24 protein-coding genes are annotated in these 26,408 nt (G+C 55.5%); 7 read left to right on the top strand and 17 right to left on the bottom strand.

The features are described 5' to 3' along the window. The first annotated feature begins 37 nt into the window (after positions 1–37). The 4 genes from K5845_RS18260 to K5845_RS18275 all read left to right on the top strand — a co-directional run bounded on the left by K5845_RS18260 (position 38) and on the right by K5845_RS18275 (position 4,769). Positions 38–1,102: a class I SAM-dependent methyltransferase gene (locus K5845_RS18260; RefSeq protein WP_244464953.1), complete on the top strand. Its 1,065-nt coding sequence runs from the start codon at positions 38–40 to the stop codon at positions 1,100–1,102. Then, the gene (locus K5845_RS18265; RefSeq protein WP_287959633.1) at positions 1,092–2,108 is read left to right on the top strand and encodes a GDP-mannose 4,6-dehydratase; all 1,017 of its coding nucleotides are present in this window, start codon (positions 1,092–1,094) and stop codon (positions 2,106–2,108) included. The genes K5845_RS18260 and K5845_RS18265 overlap by 11 nt, the downstream gene beginning before the upstream one ends. Further along, entirely contained in the window at positions 2,105–3,259 is a 1,155-nt protein-coding gene (locus K5845_RS18270) for a glycosyltransferase family 9 protein (protein ID WP_287959634.1), read from the top strand. The genes K5845_RS18265 and K5845_RS18270 overlap by 4 nt, the downstream gene beginning before the upstream one ends. A gap of 79 nt (positions 3,260–3,338) precedes the next feature. Beyond that, positions 3,339–4,769 carry a DUF2793 domain-containing protein gene (locus K5845_RS18275; RefSeq protein ID WP_287959635.1) on the top strand — a complete coding sequence of 477 codons (1,431 nt, stop codon included), beginning with the start codon at positions 3,339–3,341 and terminating at the stop codon, positions 4,767–4,769. Positions 4,770–4,800: 31 nt separating this feature from the next. Here K5845_RS18275 and K5845_RS18280 read toward each other — a convergent pair whose 3' ends face one another. Beyond that, entirely contained in the window at positions 4,801–5,817 is a 1,017-nt protein-coding gene (locus tag K5845_RS18280; RefSeq protein WP_287959636.1) for a hypothetical protein, read from the bottom strand. A 263-nt stretch (positions 5,818–6,080) separates the two neighbouring features. On the opposite strand from K5845_RS18280, the gene K5845_RS18285 reads away from it, so the two are divergent. The 3 genes from K5845_RS18285 (at position 6,081) to K5845_RS18295 (ending at position 9,168) form a co-directional block, all read left to right on the top strand. Next, positions 6,081–6,971 (top strand): glycosyltransferase family 2 protein, encoded by an 891-nt coding sequence (locus K5845_RS18285; RefSeq protein WP_287959637.1) that lies wholly within the window; start codon positions 6,081–6,083, stop codon positions 6,969–6,971. A 353-nt stretch (positions 6,972–7,324) separates the two neighbouring features. Continuing rightward, a complete protein-coding gene (locus K5845_RS18290; protein WP_046479337.1) occupies positions 7,325–7,870 on the top strand; it encodes a septal ring lytic transglycosylase RlpA family protein in 546 nt (181 codons plus the stop codon). Between the two features lie 269 nt (positions 7,871–8,139). Beyond that, positions 8,140–9,168: a protein-glutamate methylesterase/protein-glutamine glutaminase gene (locus K5845_RS18295; RefSeq protein ID WP_046479336.1), complete on the top strand. Its 1,029-nt coding sequence runs from the start codon at positions 8,140–8,142 to the stop codon at positions 9,166–9,168. A 127-nt stretch (positions 9,169–9,295) separates the two neighbouring features. Here the strand turns inward: K5845_RS18295 and K5845_RS18300 are convergent, their stop codons facing one another. From K5845_RS18300 to K5845_RS18375, 16 genes are all read right to left on the bottom strand, one after another. Further along, on the bottom strand, positions 9,296–10,210 hold the full coding sequence (locus tag K5845_RS18300) for a CheR family methyltransferase (protein WP_046479335.1): 915 nt from the start codon (positions 10,208–10,210) through the stop codon (positions 9,296–9,298). Between the two features lie 96 nt (positions 10,211–10,306). Further along, entirely contained in the window at positions 10,307–10,711 is a 405-nt protein-coding gene (locus K5845_RS18305) for a response regulator (RefSeq protein WP_046479334.1), read from the bottom strand. A gap of 61 nt (positions 10,712–10,772) precedes the next feature. Then, the gene (locus K5845_RS18310; protein ID WP_082101186.1) at positions 10,773–11,258 is read right to left on the bottom strand and encodes a chemotaxis protein CheW; all 486 of its coding nucleotides are present in this window, start codon (positions 11,256–11,258) and stop codon (positions 10,773–10,775) included. Between the two features lie 21 nt (positions 11,259–11,279). After that, entirely contained in the window at positions 11,280–13,883 is a 2,604-nt protein-coding gene (locus K5845_RS18315; RefSeq protein ID WP_287959638.1) for a hybrid sensor histidine kinase/response regulator, read from the bottom strand. Positions 13,884–13,911: 28 nt separating this feature from the next. Next, the gene (locus K5845_RS18320; protein ID WP_287959639.1) at positions 13,912–14,418 is read right to left on the bottom strand and encodes a hypothetical protein; all 507 of its coding nucleotides are present in this window, start codon (positions 14,416–14,418) and stop codon (positions 13,912–13,914) included. A gap of 205 nt (positions 14,419–14,623) precedes the next feature. After that, complete coding sequence (locus K5845_RS18325; protein ID WP_046479331.1) at positions 14,624–15,574, bottom strand: FliM/FliN family flagellar motor switch protein; 951 nt, start codon at positions 15,572–15,574, stop codon at positions 14,624–14,626. A 101-nt stretch (positions 15,575–15,675) separates the two neighbouring features. Then, positions 15,676–16,668, bottom strand: a complete 993-nt coding sequence (locus K5845_RS18330) for a flagellar motor switch protein FliG (protein WP_052744034.1) — start codon at positions 16,666–16,668, stop codon at positions 15,676–15,678. A 146-nt stretch (positions 16,669–16,814) separates the two neighbouring features. Then, positions 16,815–17,201, bottom strand: a complete 387-nt coding sequence (locus tag K5845_RS18335; RefSeq protein WP_046479329.1) for a response regulator — start codon at positions 17,199–17,201, stop codon at positions 16,815–16,817. A gap of 281 nt (positions 17,202–17,482) precedes the next feature. Next, on the bottom strand, positions 17,483–18,052 hold the full coding sequence (locus K5845_RS18340) for a lytic transglycosylase domain-containing protein (RefSeq protein WP_076605350.1): 570 nt from the start codon (positions 18,050–18,052) through the stop codon (positions 17,483–17,485). After that, positions 18,003–19,586: a flagellar hook-length control protein FliK gene (locus K5845_RS18345; RefSeq protein ID WP_287959640.1), complete on the bottom strand. Its 1,584-nt coding sequence runs from the start codon at positions 19,584–19,586 to the stop codon at positions 18,003–18,005. Before K5845_RS18345 ends, K5845_RS18340 begins: the two co-directional genes overlap by 50 nt. Further along, positions 19,586–20,791 (bottom strand): MotC family chemotaxis protein, encoded by a 1,206-nt coding sequence (locus K5845_RS18350; RefSeq protein WP_090228382.1) that lies wholly within the window; start codon positions 20,789–20,791, stop codon positions 19,586–19,588. The genes K5845_RS18345 and K5845_RS18350 overlap by 1 nt, the downstream gene beginning before the upstream one ends. Next, entirely contained in the window at positions 20,791–22,011 is a 1,221-nt protein-coding gene (locus tag K5845_RS18355) for a MotB family protein (RefSeq protein WP_287959641.1), read from the bottom strand. Before K5845_RS18355 ends, K5845_RS18350 begins: the two co-directional genes overlap by 1 nt. Further along, positions 22,008–22,652, bottom strand: coding sequence for a hypothetical protein (locus tag K5845_RS18360; protein WP_287959642.1), 645 nt, complete (start codon positions 22,650–22,652; stop codon positions 22,008–22,010). Before K5845_RS18360 ends, K5845_RS18355 begins: the two co-directional genes overlap by 4 nt. 2 nt (positions 22,653–22,654) lie before the next feature. Then, the gene (gene fliF / locus K5845_RS18365; RefSeq protein WP_090228391.1) at positions 22,655–24,283 is read right to left on the bottom strand and encodes a flagellar basal-body MS-ring/collar protein FliF; all 1,629 of its coding nucleotides are present in this window, start codon (positions 24,281–24,283) and stop codon (positions 22,655–22,657) included. A gap of 126 nt (positions 24,284–24,409) precedes the next feature. Then, entirely contained in the window at positions 24,410–25,411 is a 1,002-nt protein-coding gene (locus K5845_RS18370; protein WP_170832446.1) for a flagellin N-terminal helical domain-containing protein, read from the bottom strand. A gap of 272 nt (positions 25,412–25,683) precedes the next feature. Further along, positions 25,684–26,408, bottom strand: a 725-nt coding sequence (locus K5845_RS18375) for a flagellin (RefSeq protein WP_287959643.1), incomplete at its 5' end; no start/stop codon positions are given.

Consider the following 26,408-nt stretch of genomic DNA (forward strand, 5'->3'; position numbering starts at 1 on the left):
TGCGAACTACTGGTACCGGTCCGGCACGAACCGGACGATGCGCGATCATCTCCAGGGTATCGTTCACGCGGCGATGGCAATCGTCGCGCCGAACGACAAACGCGTTCTAGATATCGGCTGTAACGACGGTACGCTGCTTGCCACCTATCCAAAGGACTTCGAACTGTGGGGGTTCGATCCATCCGATATTGCTCAGGAAATTACGGATTGGGTCCAAGTCGTTGGCACCACCTTTCCAAGCTCCCAGGGACGCGCCCGAATCGCAGGCCGTAAGTTCGACGTCATTACGTCGATCGCCATGTTCTACGACCTTGAAGACCCGATCGATTTTGCTTCCAACATAAAGCAATCACTGGCGGACGACGGCATCTGGATTCTGGAAATGTCGTACATGCCGCTCATGCTCAAGATGAACTCATTCGACACGATTTGTCATGAGCACTTGGAGTATTACAGCCTCGAGGTTCTGCACTACATTGCGCGCGCCGCGGGTCTGCGTATCTTCCGCGCCGAGCTCAACGCGATCAACGGCGGCAGTATCCGCTGCTACGTCTGCCATGAAAGCTGCATCAAATACGACACGCGAGAAGCCGATAGCTACATTCGCCGCCTACAGCTCATGGAATTTGAAATGCAGCTCGACACCGACGAGCCCTATCGCGCGTTTCAGGGGCGCATCGAACGGTTGCGCGAAGACATGAATAAGCTCATGGGATGCATCCGGGCGAACGGCGAAACAGTTCACGTCTACGGCGCGTCAACCAAAGGCAACGTGCTGTTGCAATGGTATAATATCGATACCTTCAAGATCGAATATGCCGCTGACCGCAACCCGCAAAAAAATGGCGCGCAAACCCTCGGAACGAATATCAAAATCATATCAGAGGAAAAATCACGCGCGATGAAGCCGGACTATTATCTCGTACTCCCTTGGCATTTCCGCCGTGAATTCATCGAACGAGAAGCCGAAACGATCCGCAACGGCACCAAGATGCTATTCCCGTTGCCAACGATTGAAGTTGTCGACGCGACCAACTTGGAGGCGAGCCTGGAGGGCGCCGAGCTGACGCCAAATCGGCTTGAAGAAATTCTTGGCATCTGAGACACCTCCCCCTCCAACCGGATTGCGTTCACTCGTTATCGGAGCCAACGGGCAGGACGGCTCGTATCTTGCCGAACATCTTTTACGCTGTGGCTGCCGGGTCGTGGGCCTTGGCCGTCAGGCGCAATCGCGTTTCATTCCGGGCACCACACCGGGCTATACGTACGTCCCTGTTGATCTCAGCCGTGACCGCGAAACACTCCCCGATCTTCTTGTTAGAAGCCGTCCCGATCGCATCTATCATTTTGCAGCAGTACATGGCGCATCCGGCTTCGCTTATGAAGAACGCGGGCAGGACGCGTTGCAGGTCAATATCGGCAGTGTGCATCAGGTGTTGGAATACATCCGAACCACAAACCCCAAAGCGTGCCTTCTCTATGCCAGTTCAGTGAAAGCCTTTAACGCAAAGCCTGCCGGCCGAGTTCACGAAGAGCTCCCACGTCACTCGACATGTCTTTATTCCATCACCAAAAATGCTGCCACGGATCTGATCGGCTACTACCGGCATCACCACAATGTTCGAGCCACCACGCTCTTTCTGGCCAACCACGAAAGCCCCAGACGTCCCAGCCATTATGTACTGCCGCGCATAACGCAAATGTTGGCGGCTGCACTAAGCGGCGAGCAACCGAGCGATCCGCTTCGTTCGCTAAACTTCTCTTGCGACTGGGGGAGCAGCGCGGAGTTCGTCGAACTTGGTGCACGTTTGCTCGAAGTGCCTCCGAACCAGGACTACGTGATGGCAACAGGAAGGACATGGACCGGTTTGGAACTCGTTCGAGAGCTTTTCTCTCTCGCGGAACGAGACTGGCAAAATCATCTCCCCGTTTTAGAACCCATCGATACGTCTTATGCCGCCACGTTCGGCGCCGATATCTCTCGCATGGTTAGTGTCCTCGGATATGGCCCACAAAAGAATGCGTTGGATGTCGCGCTCTGGATCCTCGCAGAAAATCACGGCCTACACCTCCGCCGTCATCCAGCCCGACGGGTCTCCACAAAGTGACCGACATCCTCCTAGGACAGCTTGGCTCGAATGGTGATTGCCTCTACGCAACGACAATCGCCCGTCAGATCAAACACGATTTCCCGGAGTGCCGACTGACGTGGGCAATCTCTTCGCTATGTAGACGCGTGATTGAGAACAACCCGCACGTTGACGAGATATGGGAAATTCCCGTTGCGTCCTGGGGCGACCTGAACGCAGCGTGGAATGCACTGGAGACAGAGGCAGCCCGCGAGCTTGCCCGTGGGCGATACCAACACACCTTCCTCACGCAGATCTGCCCCAACCACTTCGGCAACTACGACGGTACGATCCGTCCATCGATTTTCCGGAACTACCCGCGGCCGATCACTGTCCCTGTCGAAACGATCATTGAACTAACCGATACCGAAAAAGAGACAGTCGCCCAGTGGGTCCGGAATAAGGCGCTGTCAGACTTTGAAAAGGTCGTCCTTTTCGAATGCTCTTCGAAATCGGGGCAATCATTTGTAACGCCCGCATTGGCCGTCGAAATCGCGCGCGCCGCACTCACCAAAAACCCGCGCATCGCCTTTATCCTGTCAACGCACGAAACGATCGCATCGGATCGACCGCAGATCATCCACGGTGGCGATCTCTCAATGCGCGAAACAGCGGCCCTGACGCATCACGCCGATCTCTTTGTCGGCTGTGGCAGCGGGTTGACTGTCGTCGCCACCAGCGCTGCAGCGAAACCAAATCTCCCGAACATCCAAATCCTCAAGCGTGCGACCTCGGTCTATGCCTCGTTCAAACACGATTTTGAGTACTTTGAGAAACCGAACAGTCACTTCTTGGAAACAACACACGCGAATACTGATCGATTGGCCCGCACAATCCTCGCAGCTCTCCAACACGGGATCGCAGAAGCCAACAAAGAGTTCGGCGAAGAGATATCGCTCGATTTCCGCTGGTACTGCGAACTCATAGATCAAATGCTGCTGCAAAACCGCCAGTTCATCGAAGCAGCGAACTCTTTAACCGTCACGATAGAGCGCTATGGACCTCGCTCAAACCTAGTCCGCTTCGGCAAGGCGCTCGTGCTACCGTTTCTCGAGTTGGATCCCTCCGCACAGTTTCCACGCGGCCGCGAGATTATCGATCGCATCCACGCCGCCATTGCGACCGCGTAACAAGCACGCCGACAGCTTTATCCCCTATCCTCGCGCGCCGTCTATTCTGGTTCCGAACGACATCACGACGGAGCGTGGGATGGAGCACACCCCTAACCTCGGCCTGCCCTACATCATGGCGGCTCAAGCTCAAAAGCATGTAACGCACAACGAAGCGATACGTGCGCTCGACGCGATTCTGTATCTCGCCATTCAGGACCGAACCCTCACGACATCACCAGAAGATCCTGAAGAGGGTGCACGCTACATCGTTGCCGCCCCGGCCACGGCCAATTGGGCCGGCCATGAAAATGAAATCGCCGCCTTTCAGGATGGAGCCTGGATGTTCTATCCGCCACGCGAAGGCTGGATCGCGTGGCTCACCAACGAAGAGCAAACACTCCTATGGAATGGAGTAGCTTGGACAGCTTTTGGTGGCGGAGGTACCCCCACAGAGTTCGGGATTAATGCAACAGCCGACGCAACAAACCGCTTGAGCGTATCATCGCAGGCCAGCCTTTTCTCTCACGAAGGCAGCAGCCACCAGATTAAGATCAACAAGGCCGCACCGACTGATACGGCCAGCACGCTTTATCAAACAACCTTTTCAGCCCGCGCCGAGATGGGGTTGATGGGTGATGACGATTTTCACTTCAAGGTATCCCCCGATGGGGCCGCATGGCATGAAGCTATTGTCATCGATAAGGACACTGGCTCCGTCACGCTGCCGAATACAGCCCTCCCCTCGGGCGGAGGAAGGGAATTGCTCGCGGCACCGCGAACATATTATGTCGACGGAGGCGCGGGTTCGGACACGAATACAGGCCTCTCTGCGCCCGATGCGTTTGCCACCATTCAGAAAGCCATCGACATCGTCGCAAGCCTGGACTTGGGCATCTACGACGTCACAATCCAGATTACATCTGGTACGTACACAGCCACGAACATATTGAAGCCGCTCGTCGGATCCGGACGTTGCTATATCGTCGGCGATGAGGGAACACCGGCCAATGTCACCATCGACGTAGCCTCAAACGCTTGCTTCACCGCTGACAACACCTACGCAATCTACCATCTGCGGGGGATGAAATTGGCAACCACAGGCACGCCTGGGTACGCGATCAAGGCTATGGGCCCCAGCAAAATTTATTATGGAAATTTAGATTTCGGCACTTGCACAAACAGCCATATGTATGCCGAGAACGGCGCGAATATCGAAGCGGACGGGAACTATACGATTTCCGGAAACAGCGCCTATCATTGGCTCGTTTCGGCGGCCAACGTCCAGGTCGTCGGTCGAACAATCTCGCTGACAGGCGTACCCGCCTTCGGAACCATCGGAACACAAGCCTTTGCCGCCGGACTACGAACGGGCGCACTTGTTGTCATCGGTAACACCTACGTGGGAACAGCGACCGGCAGGCGATATTTCGCGTCGAGCAATGGTCTTGTCGACACCAACGGCGCAGGCACATCGCATCTTCCTGGAGCTTCAGCTGGAGCAGTCGCAACCGGTGGCGAGTACATTTAGGCAACCATCACGCGACCATGTTGTTGGCGTCCTACCGACCTCCGCCTTGAGCGAGCACGTCGGCTTTATAGCCAAAGAACGCCATTTCCTCTTTGAAATAGTCATCCAACCATCGGATCGTCTCTGGGCGGAGTTTTTTTATATAATTGCCAGGATGAACTTGGCGGATATGGCGTGTATCCACTTCGTCGGATGGAATCACATCGTGTTGCGCAGCAATAGCGTCCGCTACGTCGCGTGAGATGTCCCAACCAAAATGCGCAGCAAGACCGGCAACCCAATCGGGCTTTTGGTAGATAACGTCTTCATACCGATACATCCGTGTCTCACAAACACCGCACAGCAAAATCCTGTAATTCATAAGGAACGCACGGAATGTTTCCGCTGCGCGCTTGACGTAGTCGTCAATCTCAAGAGCGCGGGCGAGGTCGCGCATCGACATATTGGCGTTGACGCTTTTCAAGACCTTTCCGGGTTCAGGATGGCTGTCACGCATCGAGAAGTAGTGCGAAACGAGCATATCTCGTGGGTCGCGCACCAGAAGAACAGGACGTGACTGCTTGAGGATCGGAATATCGAAACGACGGGGAAAATAGCGGAAGCCGCCATAACAATAGCCCCGAGGCAGAAAAATCGCCGATGTATCCGCCGGCATATTCTTATCCGGCAAACCGATCGCGAAATACTCCTGCATGATCGAGACATAGGTCACACCAGCGCTGGCGGAAAGCTTGCGCATAATGCCATCGAGCAGAACCGATCCTGACTTGGGCATCGCAAAAACCAAAGCGCTCGGCAGATCAGAACGGTCCGTTGGTGGCAGCGTGAAGAGCACGCGCCTTTCACCACCATCATCAAATTCCACGGAAGGGAGCGCAGCCCCCCCATCATGGGCCCTGCCTCCGAAAAAGAACCGCTTGCGCATCGTGGCTCCCCTTAGGTCGAAAATCAGGGCGGGGATGAAATAATCTCCGTCCCGATGCAAGTCCACAGCCGCAACGATTGAAGCGCTCAAAATACGGCCAAACGTCCGGACCAACGATTGCATGCGGCTCTGAGCAACGGAACTATCCACAGACAACGGATCATTTCGGAGGCGACCCGGCTTCCTAAACGCACACAAAGCGTATCATGATGCAACGTAGTCTGACCGTTTTAAATTGTACCATTCATTCCGTACGCTTTTGCAGCAACACCGTCCTTTTTTGCTCAGCTGTCCGCATACAGCTCAATTGAATGACATACACCCACACGCGACACGCTCGTCACCAGAAATGGTGAATGTCTAGCCACAACAGCCGCGAAGGGACCATGAAGATAAGCGTCGTCATTCCCGTCTCTCAACGCCAGAAATCTGCCGAACGTGCGCTGCGCTCGGCCTTGTTGCAGGACGGCCCTGTTCACGAAGTTCTTGTCGTTGACGACGCCTCCTCTCCTCCATTTAGGTTGCCCGACGAGCTCAAGAACGACAATCGCATTCGCATCATACGCAACGAAGTCAACGTAGGCGCAGGGGCAAGTCGCGAGGCTGGATGCCATCACGCAAAGGGAGATTGGATTGCCTTTCTTGACTCCGACGACTACTGGCTGCCTGGAAAACTCGCTGCGCAAGCAATCCTTGCGCAACGAGACTTCACCGAAAACCCAGGTGCGCTCGTTTGTTACTCTTCGGGCTACCAAACCATTAGGCGTAGAACCGGAAAGCAACGCGGCTTAGTGCCAGCCGAAAGTTCTCACGCAGAGGACTTCGCGAGCGCTTGCTGGTTTATGCCGGGCTCAACCGTGCTCATAAGCAAACGCGCGCTCAAGAAAACAGGACCATTTGATTTGAGCCTGCGGCGGCTCGAGGATCTCGATTGGTATATGCGATTCGGGCTTGCCGGCGGTCGCCTGCGCGTTGCTGCAATCAAAGGAGCCGTAATCGAAATCGGCGAGCGGCCAACTCCCCTTCAGATACACGAAGCTTGCGGTCTAATTGAGCAAAAGTGGCTAAATCCAAACGCCGACATCCCGCTTCCCGCAAAGATGCGTACGGCCCTACGCGCGTACTTGGATATTGAGCGGGCAGCAGCCCATCATCACGCAGGCCGCGTCATGGGTACGATTTGGTTTCTCGGACGTTCTTTTCTGCGTCGTCCGCGGAGATGCGTTCACCTTAAAAAATGGTGGCACCCACTTGACGAGAAACTTGAGCCGCCATAGTCGGCCCAAAAAATCTAACCTCCTACCGTCCTCGTTATGTTGATGGTTAGCCAGTGGTTTATCCTTGCTCAAGCACAGGTAATCATTGATGTTTTGGGATGCCATCGCGAACCTTACCGGTAATCATGAATGGCATAACAACAAAATCAATAAAACTACGTGGGTCAGAAAATTTAAAAGCAATTACAATTACATGCGCCACCGGCCAATCTCCGCAAAACACCCAAAAGAAGATCAGCTACAAAACAGAATGAATTTGCACACAATTCTCAGCAAATTATCGCTGCCGAATTGGCATGGTCACAGGAAGTCTTTGCCATTCTCCACCCGACGACCAAGAAACGGGTGTAAAAATGAACGGGGCAGGTTGGATAGCAAAAGCCGCTTCTCTTGCGGTTTGCGCAACTTTGGTGAGTGGATGTGCTTCAGGCGGAAGCACAATCAGTCAGGGATTTACGCCATCAAAATTCGGTACTCCGGCAAGCGCGCGGGTACACTACGGCGAAGGCACCACACCAGTACGCCGCGGTGTCTACAAGATCGGCAACCCCTACTATGTCGGGGGACAGCGCTACGTGCCACGCCACGAGCCAAACTACGACAAAGTTGGCATAGCGTCTTGGTATGGCAGTGATTTCCACGGACGCCTAACAGCCAACGGCGAAATTTACGATCAGAATCGCCTCACCGCAGCACATCCTACGTTGCCGCTACCATCGAACGTTCGCGTAACGAACATGACGAATGGGCGCTCCATTGTCGTGCGCGTGAATGACCGCGGCCCCTTCCTTCATGATCGAGTAATAGACTTATCTCGATCTGCAGCACATCATCTGGGTTTCGCAAATAAAGGGCTTGCAAAAGTACGAGTCACGTATCTTGGCCCCGCCCCTCTATAAGACATCCTACAAACGTTGGACAAAACAACTTCAGCCATTCGGTAAAAATACCGCCGCGCGACAAGGTTCGCGCCGGGATTTGGCTTCATCAATGATACAGTGAATGAGTCGCATAGTGCCTACTATGCATAAACTCGTTGTACAAAGGAGCTGGCCTTTTAGTGATAGATGTAAAAACCATCAGCGCTAATCTCTGGCTGAAAACAAAACAAAAAGCGCCTACGACCGCGTCTTGTCGCAAAAATGGCGCATCCAAGGATCCCTGACAAATGCCCGGGCAAATAAGCGTTCTGGTCGTTGACGACTCAGGCGTCATGCGGCGGGCTCTGACGAGACGCATCCAGACGGATAGCCGCTTTCGCGTGATTGATACCGCTTCCGATGGCCGTGAAGGCGTCGAGAAAACGCTGAAGCTGCGCCCGGATGTCGTCACCCTCGACGTCGAAATGCCCGTAATGAACGGGCTAGAGGCCTTGCGGGTAATCGTCTCGCAAACGCGCACTCCCGTCGTGATGGTAAGCTCGGTCACAAAAGCCGGGGCTAACATCACCATGGAAGCGCTTGAGATCGGCGCAGTGGATTTTATCGCCAAATCGAACAGTGGCGACATGATCCACGAGAAGCTGCTTGCAGCCGCCCGGGCCAAACTTCAGCGTCCCGCACCAATCGCGCCCCGTACACGCGTCGCAACACCGAAACTGGCGGCAACAAATCGAACGCATAGCCTGCGCACGTCTCCACCAAAATTATGCCTCATTGGAAGTTCAACCGGCGGCCCACAGGCACTACAGCAGGTCTTCGGACAACTCCCAGCCAGCCTGAAGGTACCAATCGTTGTCGCGCAGCATATGCCCGCGCAGTTCACCGACGCTCTGGCCAAACGCCTGAACCAGATTTGCAGACCCAATGTCGTTGAGGCGAAGGACGGAGATTTCCTGAGCCCTGGAGCGATCTATATCGCGCCAGGAGGCATGCAAACACGCATCGTGGAAAATCAGATCCGCGTGTCAGCGGATAAGGGTGAAAGCCTCTATAAGCCAAGCATCGACGTGCTCGGCGATAGTATTTTCCAAGCCTATGGCGGCCGCGTTCTGGGCGTGATGCTTACGGGAATGGGAGCAGACGGCACTAAGGCTTTCTTGAAAATGCACAACGCCGGCGCATTTAACATCGCTCAGAGCGAAGATACCTGCGCTGTCTACGGAATGCCCCGCGCCCTCGTTGAAGCCAACGCTGCGGACGAACAACTTGATCCCGAGCAGATCGGCGCGCGCATTGCCAACCTAATAGGGAAATAAAGCGCGAAGCGAGCTCGACGCTTAGCGATGCATCATACATCTGCGTGCGGCACACTATAATAACGTGGGTCACGCCAAAACAACGCCCTTACGACGCTGCCTGGCAGCGTCGTACAGCGCAATCCAGTTACCCAGCGAGAATAGCAGCCCGTAGCGCCGCCGGTGTTGCCGGCGCTGCAACAGCTGGTCTACGAGCCGCACCTAAATTCGCGTCCGCAGGCGAGAGGACCATACGGTGCATAGGATCGGCAACGAACTCAGTCGAAGTGCCTAATACGCTCTCGGAAGCGCCGAGCATGAGAAAACCGTCATTCGCCAGATTACGGCGCATCTTCGCCAAGACCTCGCGCTTACCAGCGTTATCGAAATAGATCAGAACGTTGCGGCAGAAAATAACGTCGACGTTGCCGATCGCATTGTAGTCACCCAACAAGTTGAGTCGACGGAACTGCACCTGTGAGCGAAGGCTCTCCTTGATCTGCCACTTGTCGCCCTTCTGGTCGAAATACCGCAACAGGAACGGCGTTGGCAGGCCTCTCTGGACTTCGAACTGCGAATAGAGACCTTCGCGTGCCTTGGCCAGAATGGCTTCCGACAGATCCGTTGCAATAATCTCGACCCTGCGCCCTCCAAGCTGAGCTTTCATCTGGTCAAGGATCATGGCCAGAGAATAAGGCTCCTGACCACTCGAACACGCAGCACTCCAGATTCGGATGGTCTTGTAGGCCGGCCGCGTTTCGATCAGCTTCGGTAGAACCACCTGCGAGAACTTGTCGAATGGCACCTTGTCGCGGAAGAAGTATGTCTCGTTGATGGTCATCGTTTCGACGACCTCTTTCGCAAGCGGAGCCGACTTGTTGTTGATCAGAATATCAACCAGACCATGGAACCCGTTTAGGCCCTCGCGCCGAATAATCGGCTGCATTTTGCTCTCAACGAGATACCGCTTTTGGGCATCGATTATGAGACCCGATTCCTTCTTGAGGAACGCGCAAAGCACCTCATAAGGGTCGCCGGATACCTTGGCGGTATTTGGGGTCATAGTCAGCTTCTCCGAACAGATGCCGCTGGCGGGCAGAATGCTTTTGTTGAGGAATTAATCTGGAGAGGAGCGCCGTAACGTAGGCGCGGAAGGAAATTACCCAATCGCAGCCAACGCCGAGGTCTCCACAGAATGCGGAAGAATACCTACCTGATCGAGTTTCGTTTCCAGGATGGCGCGATCAAAGGGCTTCATGATGTATTCATCAGCGCCGCTCTCGATCGCCTTCATAATGTGCTTGATGTCGTTTTCGGTCGTACAGAAAACGACTTTCGGTTCATGGCCATTCGGCATAGCCCGAAGCGCCTCGACAAATTCGAGGCCATTCATTTCTGGCATGTTCCAGTCAACAATGATGACTTCCGGCATGGACTTTTCACATGCCGCCTTGGCCAGCACGCCGTTTTCAGCCTGCTGAACCACGAACCCTATTGATTCTAGGATTTTGCTGATGAAGCCTCGGACGACTCGCGAGTCATCGACGACGAGAGCAGTGGTCATGTTGAAGGCCCCTGATACGCTGGAGGAACATTTGTCCGTGAACTGTGCACACTATTGATTACTACTTTGTGAAATCAAAAACGGCACCCACATCCAAAACGGGAATTAGGAAATCGTTAACCCGATACAGCCCGCTCATAAGGCTCGCCCGTATCGGATCGAAGTGCGGCGGTGTCGGAATACGCATGGATCCATCCAGAGATAGAACATCTCCGACCTGATCGACCATAAGTGCAAAATTCTCGCCCTTATGTTCCATTCCGATCGCCAAAGCGTTGTCAAAACTCTCGACGTCATCGAGTCGCAAACGCCGGCGAAGACTAACGGCAGTAACGATTTTACCGCGAATATTGACAAGCCCGACGATATCCTTCGGTGCGTGCGGAATAGGTGTAACCTTCTGCACGCGAAAGATCGTTTGGGTATCTTGTACGGAAATACCGAATATCTCTTCGCCAATAAAAATCGTGAAATAGCTCTGCGCACTTGTGCGAATGCGCTCATCCCCATCGCCGAGTACGGCTAAAGCCTGATCTTGAGCCTGCATGAATTGCCCCCCGCTTTGAGCTCAGCTCGCAAGCGCCATAGATGCCTGCTGACGTTCCGCTACAATCCCACTACTAAGCATGGAAAGAAGCGCGTTACGGTCAAACTTGGCAATCCGCCCTGCCAATACCTGTGCCGGGAAACTCATCCGGTGCCCGCTCGCCTCTCCATCCAAACCGATTATCGGTATGTTGCCCCGCCCAATCGCCTGACAAGCCTCCTGGATGGCTTTGAGATTGAGGCCCGGCTCCTCAAGGTCGATTAATACCGTATCGAACTCGCCGCCGCTTTCCTGCAGCAGGGCCTTAGCACCGTGCGAATCTGCACGCACGTTGACGCTAAACCCAGCCGCAGCCAAGGTCGGACACAAAACATCTGTCGCGTACGTATCCCGCGAGACAACAAGAAGTCGTGTACCATTTGTCTGCGATTTAAGGTCCGGCTCGGGGAAAGCGCCCCGCAGGTGATAGGCAATATCGACCAATTCCACGGCGTGCTTCTTGACCACCGTCGTGCCGATGATATCGGAACCTGGATTATCCATCTGAATGTCGAGCTTGCCTTCGAAGATATCGATAATCTCATCGACAAGCAGTCCCATCGTCCGGGAGCCGATAGAAATTATGAGCGCGGGACTTACGGGTCGTGCATAGACATCAACCGCTGGAGACGCCGGAACGATCGGCATCAAGCGACCCTGATGTTGCACAACATACTGACCGTTGGCTTCTTCGATCCGATCAGCTTCCACAGACTCGATACGCCCGACCAGAGATAGTGGAAGGATCTTAGGTGCACCGCCGCCAGCACGGAACAGAACGTAGCGCGAGCTTTCCGATCTCGCCGCAACTTCACGTACGGATTCGGACTTACGTTCCGCAGATTTTTCGATACCCAGAGCGACCGCTACGCCTGCCGGATCGATAATGAGAACGACGGAGCCATCACCGAGGATCGTATGGCCAGTGAAGATGCTGAGGTGCGCGATAGTCGCACTAAGCGGCTTCACAACGATTTCCTGGACATCCGCGACGTCATCGACAATCACACCGATCGTCTGCGAACCGACGCGCATAATGACAACCAACGTATCACGATCATTGTCATTGTCGGTCATGCCAAGCACCGACCGCAACGCGACGACGGGAATGACCTGCTCACGCAGTTTGAGCACCAGCGAGTTTTGAAGTCGCTCGATCTTATGCGGCGATTGCCCCCCGATGCCGACCGCCTCGACAACGGCGTGCTGAGGAAGTGCGAAGCGTTGATCGCCCACTTCGACAATGAGGGCCGGGGCGATAGCAAGAGTCAGCGGAATACGCAGCGAGAAGCGGGAACCCGCTCCGGGCGCGCTCGACAAGGAGACCGACCCGCCAATGGATTCAATGTTCGACTTCACAACGTCCATGCCGACACCGCGGCCGGAAACGTTCGTGATGTTGCTTGCGGTCGAAAAACCAGGCTCGAAGATCTGCTGATAGATCTCCTGCTGCGTCATCGCAGCCAAGCCAGCTTCCGTGGCAATACCGCTCGATAGGATCTTAGACTTGATCTTATCGATATTCAGCCCACGCCCATCATCCACGATATCGATCGTGATCTGGCCGGCCTCGTGCGAAGCAGATACCCGAATAGTACCCATTTCCGGCTTACCAGCCGCCGCCCGCTCGTCCGGACGTTCGATGCCGTGATCCGCACAGTTGCGGATCAAGTGTGTCATCGGATCGCGAATGACATCTATGAGCTGACGGTCAAGCTCAGTATCGGCGCCTTCCGTAACCAGATTGATCTTCTTGCCAAGTTCGGATGAGAGCTCACGGATAAGACGAGGCAAGCTTGAATAAAGACGACCAACCGGCTGCATACGCGCCCGCATCACAGCGTCCTGCAGATCGCTCGTCACTGTCGACAAACGCTGTAACGGCGCTTTGACGGTATCTTCCTCGCGATTGCGTGTCAGTTCGAGCAGCTGGTTTCGCGTCAGCACCAGCTCGGAAACAAGTTGCATAATCCGCTCGATGGTATCGACCGTGACGCGGATCGTTTCTTGGCTATGGGCACCCTCTGATTTCTTAGAGTTGCCATTCGACGCCGGATTAGCCTTGTTGGTGCTCTCATCGGTTTTTGCTTCTGCAAGCGGTGCGGACGCGACTTCTGTCGCGGACATCACAGCCTCGTCTTCTTCCGCCCCGGTTTGCGCAGAAGATACCTCGGTGGTCTCAACCTGTGCAGACGCTTCCGTTTCTTTGAGAGCATTGGCAGCGTGATCCGCCAGCATACTCACAAGATCGGAATCATCACCTTCCGGTTCGCCGCCGTGCTCCTCGATTTCCTCGATTAGCCCTTTAATGCGATCGATTGCCGCCAGGATCAACGTAACCGTGTGTTCTGTAGGTGGCGCACCGTCGCGCAGCTCGCTGATGAGCGTCTCCGCACCGTGCGCAACATCCTGAAGTCGGTTCAGGCCAAGGAAGCTGGAGGTGCCTTTAATCGTATGAACGAGACGAAAAATACTGGCGATGAGCGATGCATCTGACGGATCCCGTTCGAACTGAACAAGTTGGTTTTCCGCGCCCTCGATATGCTCCGTCGTCTCTACCAGAAAATCTCTAAGTAGCTCATCCATAGATCCCGTGCCCCCCGGCCCCCAAAGCTCAATTCGCAGGTATCATTCGGTCCGCCATCGATTGCGGAGCTTCGACAGGCGCTGCGTATCCGTTGTTGACGAGATCCGCCAAATCAGAAAGCGCCGAACGTAGTTTCAACGAAATCTGCTCGCAATACTCTTCGACATCCTCGGCTTCGATTTCACCCTTTCCGTCACGGCGGCTTTTGATGACATCAATGCTTTCGAGACACATCAAATTGACTGCATCGACACGCGCTTCAAATTCGGTCCGCAATTCATCGCAGATCGAATCATAGATTTCTAAAGTCAGTTTGCTGCCCGGCAATTCCGAATGCGTAAAGTACTCACGGTACGTCCGAGGCGCCCAACCCAGTAGCTCATCGACCATTTCCGGTAGATTTTCAATCAGAAGAAGCACCTCGTTGAAATGATTCAGAAAATCATTTGCAATTCCCGAGGCAGGATTGACGAGCGCGGCCGCCCGTTCTTCAAGATCCGATGGTACCGCTTCAACATTTGAATCTTCGCGCATCACTGGCTCCCCGTTGCAGTGGCCCGTGTTTTCACGGATTTAGGCCGAGCATCATATCCTCGTATAGTTTCCAGTACTTAACAAACGACTACGAAAATATTTGTTAGGCTCGAAACAGCCAAAAACACTTGAAATTGCGGGATTTTCACCAGATCACGCGTCTACTGAAGCTCTAAGCCACCTTTGTCGGCACCAAACTCCATTTTTACGCTCGTTTGGATTTTAGAATCATTTCGCCAAGAAACTGCTCGCTCGGGTCGAGCGCTTGTTCCAATCGCAGAGAAATCTGCCCCCGGGATTGCCCCAGTTTGCATTCGAACAGGGGGGTGCCGTCGCACTCCAAAATGACTCCGCCAAAGTCACCGGAATTGGCTTCGAGCACCTGCCCGACTTTCAGATTTGCAATCTGATCAATCGTCATTGTCGGCCCCTCTAGGTGGGCTTCAAGACGCGCCACTGTGCGCGCAACTCCATCACCCATGCGCTGCGTCCATACGGGGTCGGCCACCGTAGTCGCCTCGCCGGTCCCGCGCTGCAGTTTGGCGCGCATCTGGTGCAGAGCCGTCTGCGGTATCATGATGAACATACGCCCACCATGATCGAGCACTTGAGACAGCACCTGGCACACTGAAACCGGGAAGTCGCTCTGCCCCATCATCGTGAATTCGATAGTCGGCTCAAAACGCTCAAGTTCGAATTCCGTTGGCGAGATACGTCCAAACTCTCGGCGCATTGCGTCAACCGAGATCCTCGAGATCTCTTTAGCTATACGCACTTCAAGATTGGAAAGGGGTCGTTGATCGTCGAAAGGGGCAGTTGATCCGTCGCCGCCAAAAATCGCCTCGAGCAAAAAATAAACAAGGCGCTTATCGACCCCCACGACAATCCGCGCGTCCCACGCGGTTGCATAATAGATGAAGGCAACGCAATCCTCGTAGCTTTCGAGGACATCCCAGGCATTTGAAAGCTCGATGCCATTCACAAGCAACGACAAAGGCGTCGTCACCCATTCGCGCAACTGCTCTGTGCATGTCCCGGCGACTGACTCAAAAACAGCCGCAAGCCCAGGTAATTGTTCAAGCGAAAGCTTCGGCGGTTGAAACAGCCGCTCTACGGTATCCTTGCCACCCAGTGAAGCGGCCTTGCCATTGCTCATGTCGCTTCCCTACAGCGCACTTGGCTTCAAGCGAAGATTAATAAAGTATTAGCCCTTCGCGAAACTGAAGCCGTCTTCACCCAACTGAAACGCTTGTGAGCTTAGTACTCGTCTTCGCCACCGATCTCGATCAGGCCGCGATTGGCCATGTCGAGGGCAAGATCAGCGATAGACCTGCGAGCCTGCATAATGTCCTTCCGGACACCAGCCGCGCCGCTGGCAAGCTCTTGCTCGATGATGCGCCGCGCACGGGTCGATACAGATTCGAGAACTGCTTCGGTAACCGGCCGGTCTGCACCCTTCAAAGCCAACATAACCGTTTCAGGCGGCACTTCATCGAACAGGCGCGTACGAACTTCGATGCTGAGCTTGACGATATCGTCGAAGGTAAACAACAGGCCACGCACGATCTTAGCCTCTTTCGGCCGATATTCCTCAAGCCCGTTAAGGACTTCGTCCATCTGCTCGCGGTCAAGCTTGTTGATGATATCAGCCAGGCGCGCATGAATATCCGGACCGTTGGACCGGGCAACCCTGGTAATGAGGTGCTGCGCCAGAACGTCTTCCAGTATACGCACAGGGGCATCCAACACTGGCTTGATCGTCAGCATGCGCCGCGTCAGTTCTTTGCGCAATTCCAGTGGCAATTGACTGATAACGCTCGCAGCCAAGCCCGGCGCAAGCTTTGACAGAACATAGGCCGCAACCTGCGGATGCTCTTTCGTCAGATACTGCACTGTGGCCGACTCCGGCATCTTCGCTAGCCGGGGCCAAACGACCTTGCCCGCATCGCCACGCAAATCCGACATCAACTCTGCAGCCTGATCTTCAGGTAGGAAACCCGAAATCAGCTGCTCGGCAACGTTGTCGTTGCCCATCAGATCGGCCCCGATCGACATAGCTTCAGAGAGCTCTTCGACCAGGTTTTCTATGGCTTTGCGCGGCACACGACCTAGAGTCGAGGCGGTACGTGCAAGATGTTTGAGATCTTCTTCGTCGAAATGCTTGACGATGCGATCGGCATTTTCCTTGCCCATGGCCAGCAGGAGCGCCGCTGTCCGTTCAGCACCACGGAGCCGCGTTTTGCCAGTCACTTTTTCCAAGAACGCCTCGCCGGTCGCTTGTCAGAATCCTCTTGGAAAACGAGTTCCCGGGCTCCATGGAACCCTTGGCCAAACGACCACTCTCGCCTCCGCATGCCCAACGCAAACTCAGAAACGTCTCAATACGCCGCCTTGACTCAGGCAGCGTATTTCGCAAACACGCCGTCAATCTTTTCCTTCAGAACTGGAGCTGTGAAGGGTTTAATCAGATAGCTGTCAACGCCGGCAGCCTTTGCCGCCTCGATATTTTCGGTTTTGGATTCCGCCGTCACCAGGATGAAGGGCGTGTCCTTAAGGTTGGCGTCGCTACGCACAGCTTTCAGCAGATCATAACCGGTCATAGGCTCCATATTCCAATCGGAGATGACGAGGCCGTAGCTTTTCTGCTTGAGCTTTTCGAAGGCTTCCGCACCGCTGGCGGCTTCGTCCACGTTCTCGAAACCAACCTGCTTCAGCAGCTTCCGGATAATGCGCACCATCGTGCTGTAATCATCCACCACAAGTACTGCGATATCCGTATTCATGATCTATCCCTCCAAAGCCCGAGACAACTCTGTGCCCAGCCTAATTTTTTTCAGCTCCAGCTGGCGCCCATGTCGTTGCATCCGCCAAGACTGCCGCGTCCCAATTTGGAGCCTATAAACCCTTGAAAATCTCTTACTGCCGAATGCTTTCGCCAACCTAGCGCATCTCGTTGTCTCGGCCTGGCGACGCCAGCTTGCAAAAGCATCTTGTAATCAACGCCAATAGCAGATTCGCTCACAATGGAGCACATGAAACCCCGGGCGCATAAGCATTTACAAAACTACCTGCCGCAGAAATGCCGCGCCGCTTTCGTCCACTCCGCAAACCCTGTCGCAACCATGTTATCGATCACGCGACACACATAACGCTTCTGAGCTGCATCATTATTAGGCCCCGCATGATAGCGGGCGACAGCCATGACCCAACTGCCTTCACGGGCGTGCAATTCCTTGAGGAACAAGGCCGCGTAAGCGACATTCCGTGCCGGATCGAGCATGTCATCCAGTGAGCGGAACTTATCTGCGTGCCAGTAGTGATTAATCTGCATGCATCCGATATCGATCAGCTTGATACCGCGCGCGCGTGATTCCTGAACACGGGCCGCAGCCTGTCGCCGTGTTAAATCGTAGACGGCATCGCCGTCGATATTGAGCGCATATGGACGCAACCCATCACCGCGGCCGGTCTCAGTTAGTCCGACGGCATAAAGGATCCCGAGGGGGATATTGTGCAACTTTGCCGCACGCGCCATTTCCCGCTCACAGACATTCGCGGTCTCCGCACTTAGCGTCCCGGCCAAACTAAACGAAAACGCCACCGCGAGAGCGAGACTGAGAATTGTCCTGGTCATGTGTCCCCTCACCACCGTGTTGCGAACTCGGGTTTTGCCCTCCAGCCGCCGGCCGCCGCTCGCCCTGCTCGCCGAAGGATTGCCCCGTCAAACCGGACGAGGTCGCTGAATTGCCCGCCTCACCTTGAGCATGAGTTGGATCAGCGCCCGTGGTCGCTGTCGTCGTCATCTGAGAATGTACGCGGTGGTCACCCTCAACGACGCGCACCACAACTTCGTCGACGACATAGCCGGACGACCGCAGATAATGGGTAAGTTGGTCCGTATTTTTCGCAATTGTTGCAGCCGCCTCTGATCTGCCAAACCCAAGTTCGACGTTTAGGACGTCATTGCGGAGCGACATACGGACCACGACACTGCCCAAATCACGTGGCTCGAGCTTAATTTCCAGAACCTTCAGCACGGGATCGGATTGCTTTACGTGCACCTGACCGGAACTCCGGGTCTCACTCAAGGGGCGAGCGTGCTCGAGTTCCTGTAAAATTCTTGTCCCGATCTGCCCACTAACGTCACCGGAGGCCGGCCTTGCCACGCTTTGAGCAATCTGTTCGGCCCGCACATCGGTTTGCGTCAACGTAGAACTTCGGCCAGCTTTATCGGATCGCACTTCAGCTTGCATCCGCGACACGTCGCGAGCTGATTTACCAAGATCTTTTTGGGCACCACGCCCGTCAGCGCGTCGTGCAAGATCGTAAGCTTCTAGTTCGCTGTCCGGCTTAACGGGTGAGAAATGCGTTTCCGCCAGAGATACATTTATCTTTGCGGGAACATCCATCGGTCCGCGCTGCGCGGCAACATCACGCTTCCCGGTCTCTCGGCCCTGCGACAGAACTGCGGTGAGCTGAGCCACCGCAGGCTGAACCGCTCCCGGCAGAATCGGCCCGGCGGGATTTCGGGAAGCTGCCTGATTCGCTTGAACCGCTACATCATTTGCCACACGGTTTGCTTGTCTCGAAGTCTCGATCGCACTGGCGTCGCGAGCTTGCCTTGCGCCCTGCAAATCATCGGCAGGCAACCCTGACATTAGGTTCTTACCAATGCCGTCGCCTCTACCCTCCGCCGTCTTCGCAGAGCCAACTCCTAAGCTGGCATCGCCTGCGCCCCCCCCTGTTGGAGCCGCCCCAACCAAGTGAGACGACACATCGGGCACCGGCTCCTGGGCCGCCTTGGTCGTCCGATCAGCCTGAGATGCGTCTTCAGATTCTAAATCAGCTTCCCGCAAAGAGCCCGTGGAGGTTCCATCCTCAGTCGCGTCGGCGCGCGCGCCATCCTCGTCAGTGGGCTCCGAACCCTGCGGCCACCGCACTGAAAGTCCACGCACGCGGGATCCCGACGTGGCCGTGTCGGCATTAGTCTCCGCATCGCCATCGCGAGATTTATTTCCCTTGGCAAGGATTTGTTCGAACCCCTCGCCCTGGTCGTTCGCAATATCCGCATGCCCTTTGCCGCCGCCGGCCTCCGACCGCCCCTTGGCGCCACCGACAGCACTTGCACCATGTCCAGCATCACCGAGAAACAAAGTCGCGTCCGCCATCAATCGATCTCCTGCAAAACAGTATCGACAGCGGCCAGCGTATCGCGTGCACGAAGGACAGACTGACTGGTTTGATTGGCCGCAAACGACTCTAGCGCTTTATCATCCACACGCTGTTGAAGAGCGAGAGGAGGAGCCTTTGGAGTTTCCGGCCACTGCCGGACAGCCGTCGCCACGTTGAATGCCGCGTCCACGATTTCAACATCCGCGCGCTCAAGCCGTGACTTTTCCACGCTCATCAAGCGAGACAGCCCTTCGTCCATATCGTCTGAAACAATCATGACGGCTGCGCCATAGAGCTTGGCTCGATTTCCATCGACGGTATCGAGTTGGCTAAGCTGAGACGCTCGCTCCGACGCAAATCGGACCATGTCGGCATAACCCTCAGCAACGCCCGACTGCGCCAGCATGAGATAAAGGTCGCGCGCGACTTCTGGACTGCTAACGGCAATGGAACGCTCTAGCTGAGCAAACTGCTCCGGAGTTTTAACGAAGCGTTTTACCGCGACGACAGCTGCGACCTCGGGAGCAAGCCCTTGCGCATAAACTGACGCTCCGAAGCGCCGGTAGTATCTGGCCAGCAGATAGGAAAATTTGTCGAAATCGCCGGCCCGCGCAACGATTGGAATTTCGCGACGCAGCGCCGCTTCTTCCACGATGGTACCCGGAGACAGCAAACGAGCATCGTCTAGATTCTTGATCGCATTCTCACGGTCGCTGCCGTCCAGCAACACCCCCTTAACCAGCGCGACATGGCCGGCAAGGCTCGTCTCAAGGCTCCTTGGCTTGATCTCTTTGAATGCCTCGCGCGCCTCTCGCCGTTTCCCTTCGGCATAAAGCACAGAGGCCTCCGCCACGCGTCCTATCTCGCCCCGCGCAGCAAACTTATCCAGAATAGGCCGTACTGCTCTTGGATCACCGCCCCCCAGAATAAAGCTGATGACAGCGCGCACATTCCGAATGTCCTCCCATTCCTCGGAGGGCATTCCTTTTATAACCTCGGCAATATGATCAAGCAGTTTGCGTTGTGATGCATGAGCCCGCAAATCGCCATGCACGACCTGGTTCTGCAAAACAACCAGCGAACGCACCAGTTCGTACACTTGCAACCGGCCGGCAGCCTCTTGCGCGGCCGCACCAAAACTGAGACACGCCCAGCTCATCGCCAGGGCGCCTCCGAGCAGCATGGATCTGACCCGCGTCATCAATTCGGAGCCTCCTGCCGCAAGTAAATCTCGATTCGACGATTCTCCGATGCCAGCGGATCATCCGCGACTTTCAACTGGCGATCCGCATACCCCTCGATCCGTTCGACCCGTGCCTCATCAAGACCCGTCCGCGTAAGAAGATGGAAAGCGATGTGCGCCCTCGCCATCGAAAGGCGCCAGTTGTCGTTGGTCCCCGATCGGAAAGGCCGCCCATCTGTATGACCCCGAACGACCAGGCTGCCTCTACGCTCATTCAGAATACCCGCAACCTTTTCCATGAGCGAAACCATCTCAACGGCTGGTTCCGCTGACGCAATCGGGAACATTCCGAAGTTGGAGTTGTCTGTAAGGCTGATCAAAACACCATGATCATCGCTCGTAACTTCGATCGTGGGTCCCTTCACGCCGGATGCAGGATCCGTATCGATCTCGCCAGTCTTCTCATCGGAAACATGGCGACCGAGTGCTGCCGCAAGCTCGTCACGCACGCGGCTCGCTTCTTGAGTCGTCGTTGCCAACTCTGCGTTGTCCGATGCCGCCTTTTCTGCCTGAGCGCCGGCCCCCTCATTCAAAATTGCTATGCGATCGGAGGCCTTCATCGTGTTGCCCCCATCCGCAACGGAATCACCGCCAACCCCAACGGCATCCGAGGGGCGTGCCGGTGGTCGCTGGCTGCGGAACGCCGGGTCAAACGGATCGCGAAACGCCTGCCCGTCGGCCATGGCAGTTCCGTGATCATCCGTAGTTTGTGGTCCGCGATCTGCCCGTGGCTCTGTTTTCGTCTCATCCCCAGAGGAAGCCCGCTGCGCCAATCGCTCGAGAATGTCGTAAGGGTCCTGGAACAGATCCTGCCCCGTCGGCGTCTGCTGGACCTTGAGTTCTCCAGCCCCGCCCGAAGCACTGATCTTCTGCGAGCCATTCATGTTCTTGGAATTCGGATCCCGGTCTACGGGTTTATCGGCATTCGAAAGCCCCTTGGCCTGAGGCTCATCCTCGGCAAGTTGCATTGGATTAAAGTAATTCGAGATACCTTCGCGCGTGAGCTGATCCGAGGAAGCTATGAGCCACATAACCAAGAAGAAGGCCATCATCGCGGTCATGAAGTCGGCGTATGCGATCTTCCAGACACCACCATGGTGTCCTTCACCATGGTCATCAGCACGCCGTCTTATAACGACAATCTGGGCCGCAGCCGTATCTTCCTTACCTAAGCTCATCCTATCGCCTCGCGAAGCCGTTCAACCCATTTGCTGACGCGCGACTCGATGATGACCTGATCAATCTCGACCCTCAGCTCCAAGACGTCACTTTCCTGGACACTGGCATGTAGACCGTTCTCACCAAGCGCCATACGCATGGCTTCGACCATGCCGCCGGGACCGGAAATTTTCATATGAGCCTCCGGCGCTTCAGCAAGGAGTCGCCGCACGAGATCTCGAATTTCACGAACAGACTGTTCCGCCAGCTGCGTTTCAATCAACGGAAGCAGCAGCCGAGCAACTTGCTCGCCAATAGCCGTTTCGCACCGTTGAATCTCTTCCTTGATAAGATGCACGCTTTGATCTGCGCTGCGCTCCGCCCATTGCGCCCGCTCAGCGGCAAGTTGCGCTTCGAATGCCTCTGTCTTCTCCTTCAGAAGCGCTTCGTATTTATTCGCTACGCTGGCTTGTGCCTCTGAAAAACCGCGGCTGTATCCGGCGGCCTCTACAAACTCTAGTGTCTCTGTCTTGCTTTCAACGGCCTCGGAAGCACGAACAGCGAAGAGGTTATCGAACTCGATAACCTCCCCGTCGTCGGTTCCCGGCTCAAAGCCACCGTCCAACTCTTCTAAGAAGTTTACCGCGTGTCGTGCTGCCATTGTTACGAGCCGTCATGCATCCACTGTTTAAGAACGGCTGCCGCCTGCGTCTCATCCATATCGATGATCCGCTGCAACCGCGCTTGCGGAGAGTTCTCATTACGCCGCTGGTAATCTTCAACTATGGCTGAATCCGCTGAGGTCAGAGCCTCAAGCTCATCAGCGGCTTCCAGGCTGCCAATTCCTGCCGCGGCACCAACGAGATTGCCGCCTTCCAGCGCATTAGCCTCAGCGACTTCGCGCATCGCCGTCGCCATCGGCCGTACGCCGTACCAGATAAGTAGCCAAGCAATCACAACGGCTGCCGCACCATTGATCAGCGTGCCCAGATTGCGCATGATGTGTTCGACAACGCCGACATCAGGCATAGGCGCCAATGCAGCCGTTTGCCCTTGGAAGTCGACCGCGCTGACGGTCACGACATCACCACGGCTCGCATCAATACCCGTCGCAGCGCTAACAAGTCGCTCGATTTCATCGAGTTTCGGTTGAAGCGTTGCGGGAGTTGCCACCTGTCCGTCATCGAGCAATTGCTCTCGATTGACGACGACAGCAACCGTCAACTTGTCGATGCGATAACCTTCGCTGACTGTCGAAATCGTCTTGGAGCTGATCTCAAAGTTCGTAACTTCTTCGCGGCGCTCATCCTTGCTCGCTGAGCGATCGGCGCCTGAAGCCGTCGGCTCCTCTTCGGGAATATTCTGTTCGACGCCAACCGCGCCATTCGCTGTTTTATTCTCGGTACTTTCAGCTCGCCTGATAACGTGTGTCGACCTCTCGACGCGCCGGTCAGGATCGTAAGTGGTCTCGCGTGTCTGCCGCTTATCGGTATTTAGGTTGGCGGCGACGCTCACATGAAAATTGCCGACTCCCAGATACGGAGCCAGCGTCATACTCACGTTTTGCTGCAATCGTTCCGAAACAGTCTGCTCAAGACCGAGCATCTTTCCAGGCGCTTGTGAGTTGGGATCGCCCGCGGCTGCCAGAACCGCACCATTGGTATTCAAAATGCTGACATTATCGATGTTCAGCTCTGGCACAGCTGCTGCCACGAGATGTCGTATCGCCGCGGCACCTGGAAATTCGCCCGGCATGTCGGTGCGAATAACAACCGACGCGGAGGCCGGACGGGACTGACGGCGGAACGAACCCGCATCCGCCATCACAATGTGGACACGGGCTGCCTTAACACCCTTCATCGTCTGAATAGTGCGCGCCATCTCCCCTTCGAGAGCGCGAACGCGTGTCACCTCCTGCATAAAGGAGGTGAGCCCCATTGACCCCAACTGATCGAACAGTTCATACCCGCCGCTGGATGCGGTTGGGAGACCCTGCTCGGCAAGCAGCATCCTCGCACGGCTGGCTTCTCCATAGCCAACCATCACGGTTCCGCCCTGCTCATTGACGTCGAACGGAATATTGAGATCGCTAAGCGCCCCGCCGATGCGGGCAACATCCTGCTGCGTTAATCCCGTATAGAGAGTTTCTTTTGGCGGACGGCTCAGATAGTAGGCCGACCCTATCACCAAGGCGACGACGAGAATGCCGACAACAGACATCATCGCCAGGCGCTTAGTCCCAAGACCCGCCAGGTTTTGACCCAATTGCATCAGTTGATCGCGCGCAAACATTCAAGTCCCTAGAAATTCTCTGATTTCCCACCGGGAGGATCGGACGTTAAGCTTGCGCGAGAATGATGCCAAAACGGCCACGCAGTCTTCTGCGTGACCGTTTCAATTAGTGTGACTTTAGAGACTCTATTGGCGGAACAGAGCCAGAATATTTTCGCTGTTCGAGTTGGCAATGGAGAGCGCCTGGATGCCAAGCTGTTGCTGAACCTGCAACGCCTGGATACGCGTCGATTCTTCATTCATGTCAGCGTCAACGAGCGTCGAGACACCGCGGTCAATCGCATCGCCGAGACTGGCGATGAAATCCTGCTGCAAATTGATCCGGCTCTTGGCCGCGCCGAGATTCGTTGCAGCATCCGTCATGTCCTGGATGGCCTTGTCGACAGCGGTCAGGAATTCGTCGATCTGCGCTTCTGTGGCCGCTGAAATATCCATTTCACTCGTTCCGTCGACGCTTACGAGCGTAAGCGTACCGGCGGCATCAATCTCACCTGTCGCAGCCAAACGCGCCGACCCCAAAATTCCAAGCTCGTCGGCCGTCGCAGTCCCCGAACCAATCGCACCGCCAGCGCCGTCCGTATTGAAATTAAACAGATAAGTCGTCGAAATATCGATCGAGATCGTCCCCACGGCAACCGTATCGCCAGTGCGCGAGAAGGAAGCAACGATTTCCTCCGTAGCCGTATAGGAGTAGGTGCCGCCCCCGGATTGACCGTTATCAACGGCAAGCCAGTTTTCACCTGTGAAAGACGTCGAAATCGCGATCGAGCGAAGCTGATCCTGGAGCTGGTCGATTTCGGTCTGGATCTTGTCGCGGTCAGCCCCCGGCTGACGGGCCAGCACAAGCTTCTGTTGAATATCGGTCATAACGTCGATGGCTTTGTCCATCGCCGTATAGGCCGTATCGACTGTAGCTGCGCCAAGGCCAAGCGCGTCAGTAACCGCCGACAACGATTTGTTGTCGGAGCGCATGGTGGTAGCCATGGACCAGTAGGCGGCATTGTCGGACGCTTGGCCCACGCGATAGCCCGTCGAAATACGCGACTGCGTCTTAATCATATCCTTGTTGGTCTGATTAAGAGACTGCAGCGCGGTCATCGCCGCAAAGTTGGTATTGATGCTGTTCATGATCATGCCCCTCGGTCGCAAGAATGGGATTGGCGTTTGGGACATTCCGGGGTCAGACCGGAGCAGTGGAGCGGCATCATGCCTTCGGCTCGATCAAGCCGATCCACTTACCTACAATGACGGGCCTACAACGCGTACAACACACCAGCTCAAACGGCCGGCAGAAACCCTTACGCCAGGAACATTGCGAACGAAGCTTATGTGAACATTACGCAAAACGGGCGCGCCCGTTACCGAGCGCGCCCGTCGAAATCAGAGTGACTAATTTACAATTAGCGGAACAGCGACAGGATGTTCTGGCTGTTCTGGTTGGCCAGCGACAAAGCCTGGATGCCAAGCTGCTGCTGAACCTGCAGAGCCTGCATACGCGTGGACTCTTCGTTCATGTCAGCATCGACAAGCGTCGAGATACCACGATCGATGGCGTCGCTCAGGTTCGAGACGAACTCAGACTGCAGATCGATACGGCTCTTGGCTGCACCGAGGTTCGTTGCAGCATCCGTCATCTCCTGGATAGCCTGATTGACGGCCTCGATGAACTCGTCAATGTTTGTCTCCGTGATCGCAGCACCTGAGATATCCATCTCACCCGCACCGGTTGTGCTGGCGATAACGATCGTGCCCGCAACGCCAATCGCACCCGTCGCAGCAACGCGGTTCGAAGCAAGGATGCCACGTGCGTCGGCGGTTGCAGCTCCGTTCTGGTTGAACAGGAAGGTCGATGAAACGTCGATAGAGATCGTGCCGACCGAGACGGTGTTGCCACTCCGCGAGAAGGAAGCAACGACTTCCTCGCTTGCCGTGTAGCCGGAGCCTGCGGTGGTGTCGACGTTCAGCCAGTTCTCACCCGTGAACGAAGCCGAGGTCGAGATCGACCGGAGCTGGTTCTGCAGCTCATCGATTTCCGTCTGGATCTTCGCGCGATCAGCACCTGGCTGACGGGCAAGAACCAGCTTCTTCTGCAGGTCCGTCATGACGTCGATGGATTTTTCCATGG

Origin of the sequence: Filomicrobium sp., assembly GCF_025698805.1 — a bacterium.
GTDB lineage: Bacteria > Pseudomonadota > Alphaproteobacteria > Rhizobiales > Hyphomicrobiaceae > Filomicrobium > Filomicrobium insigne.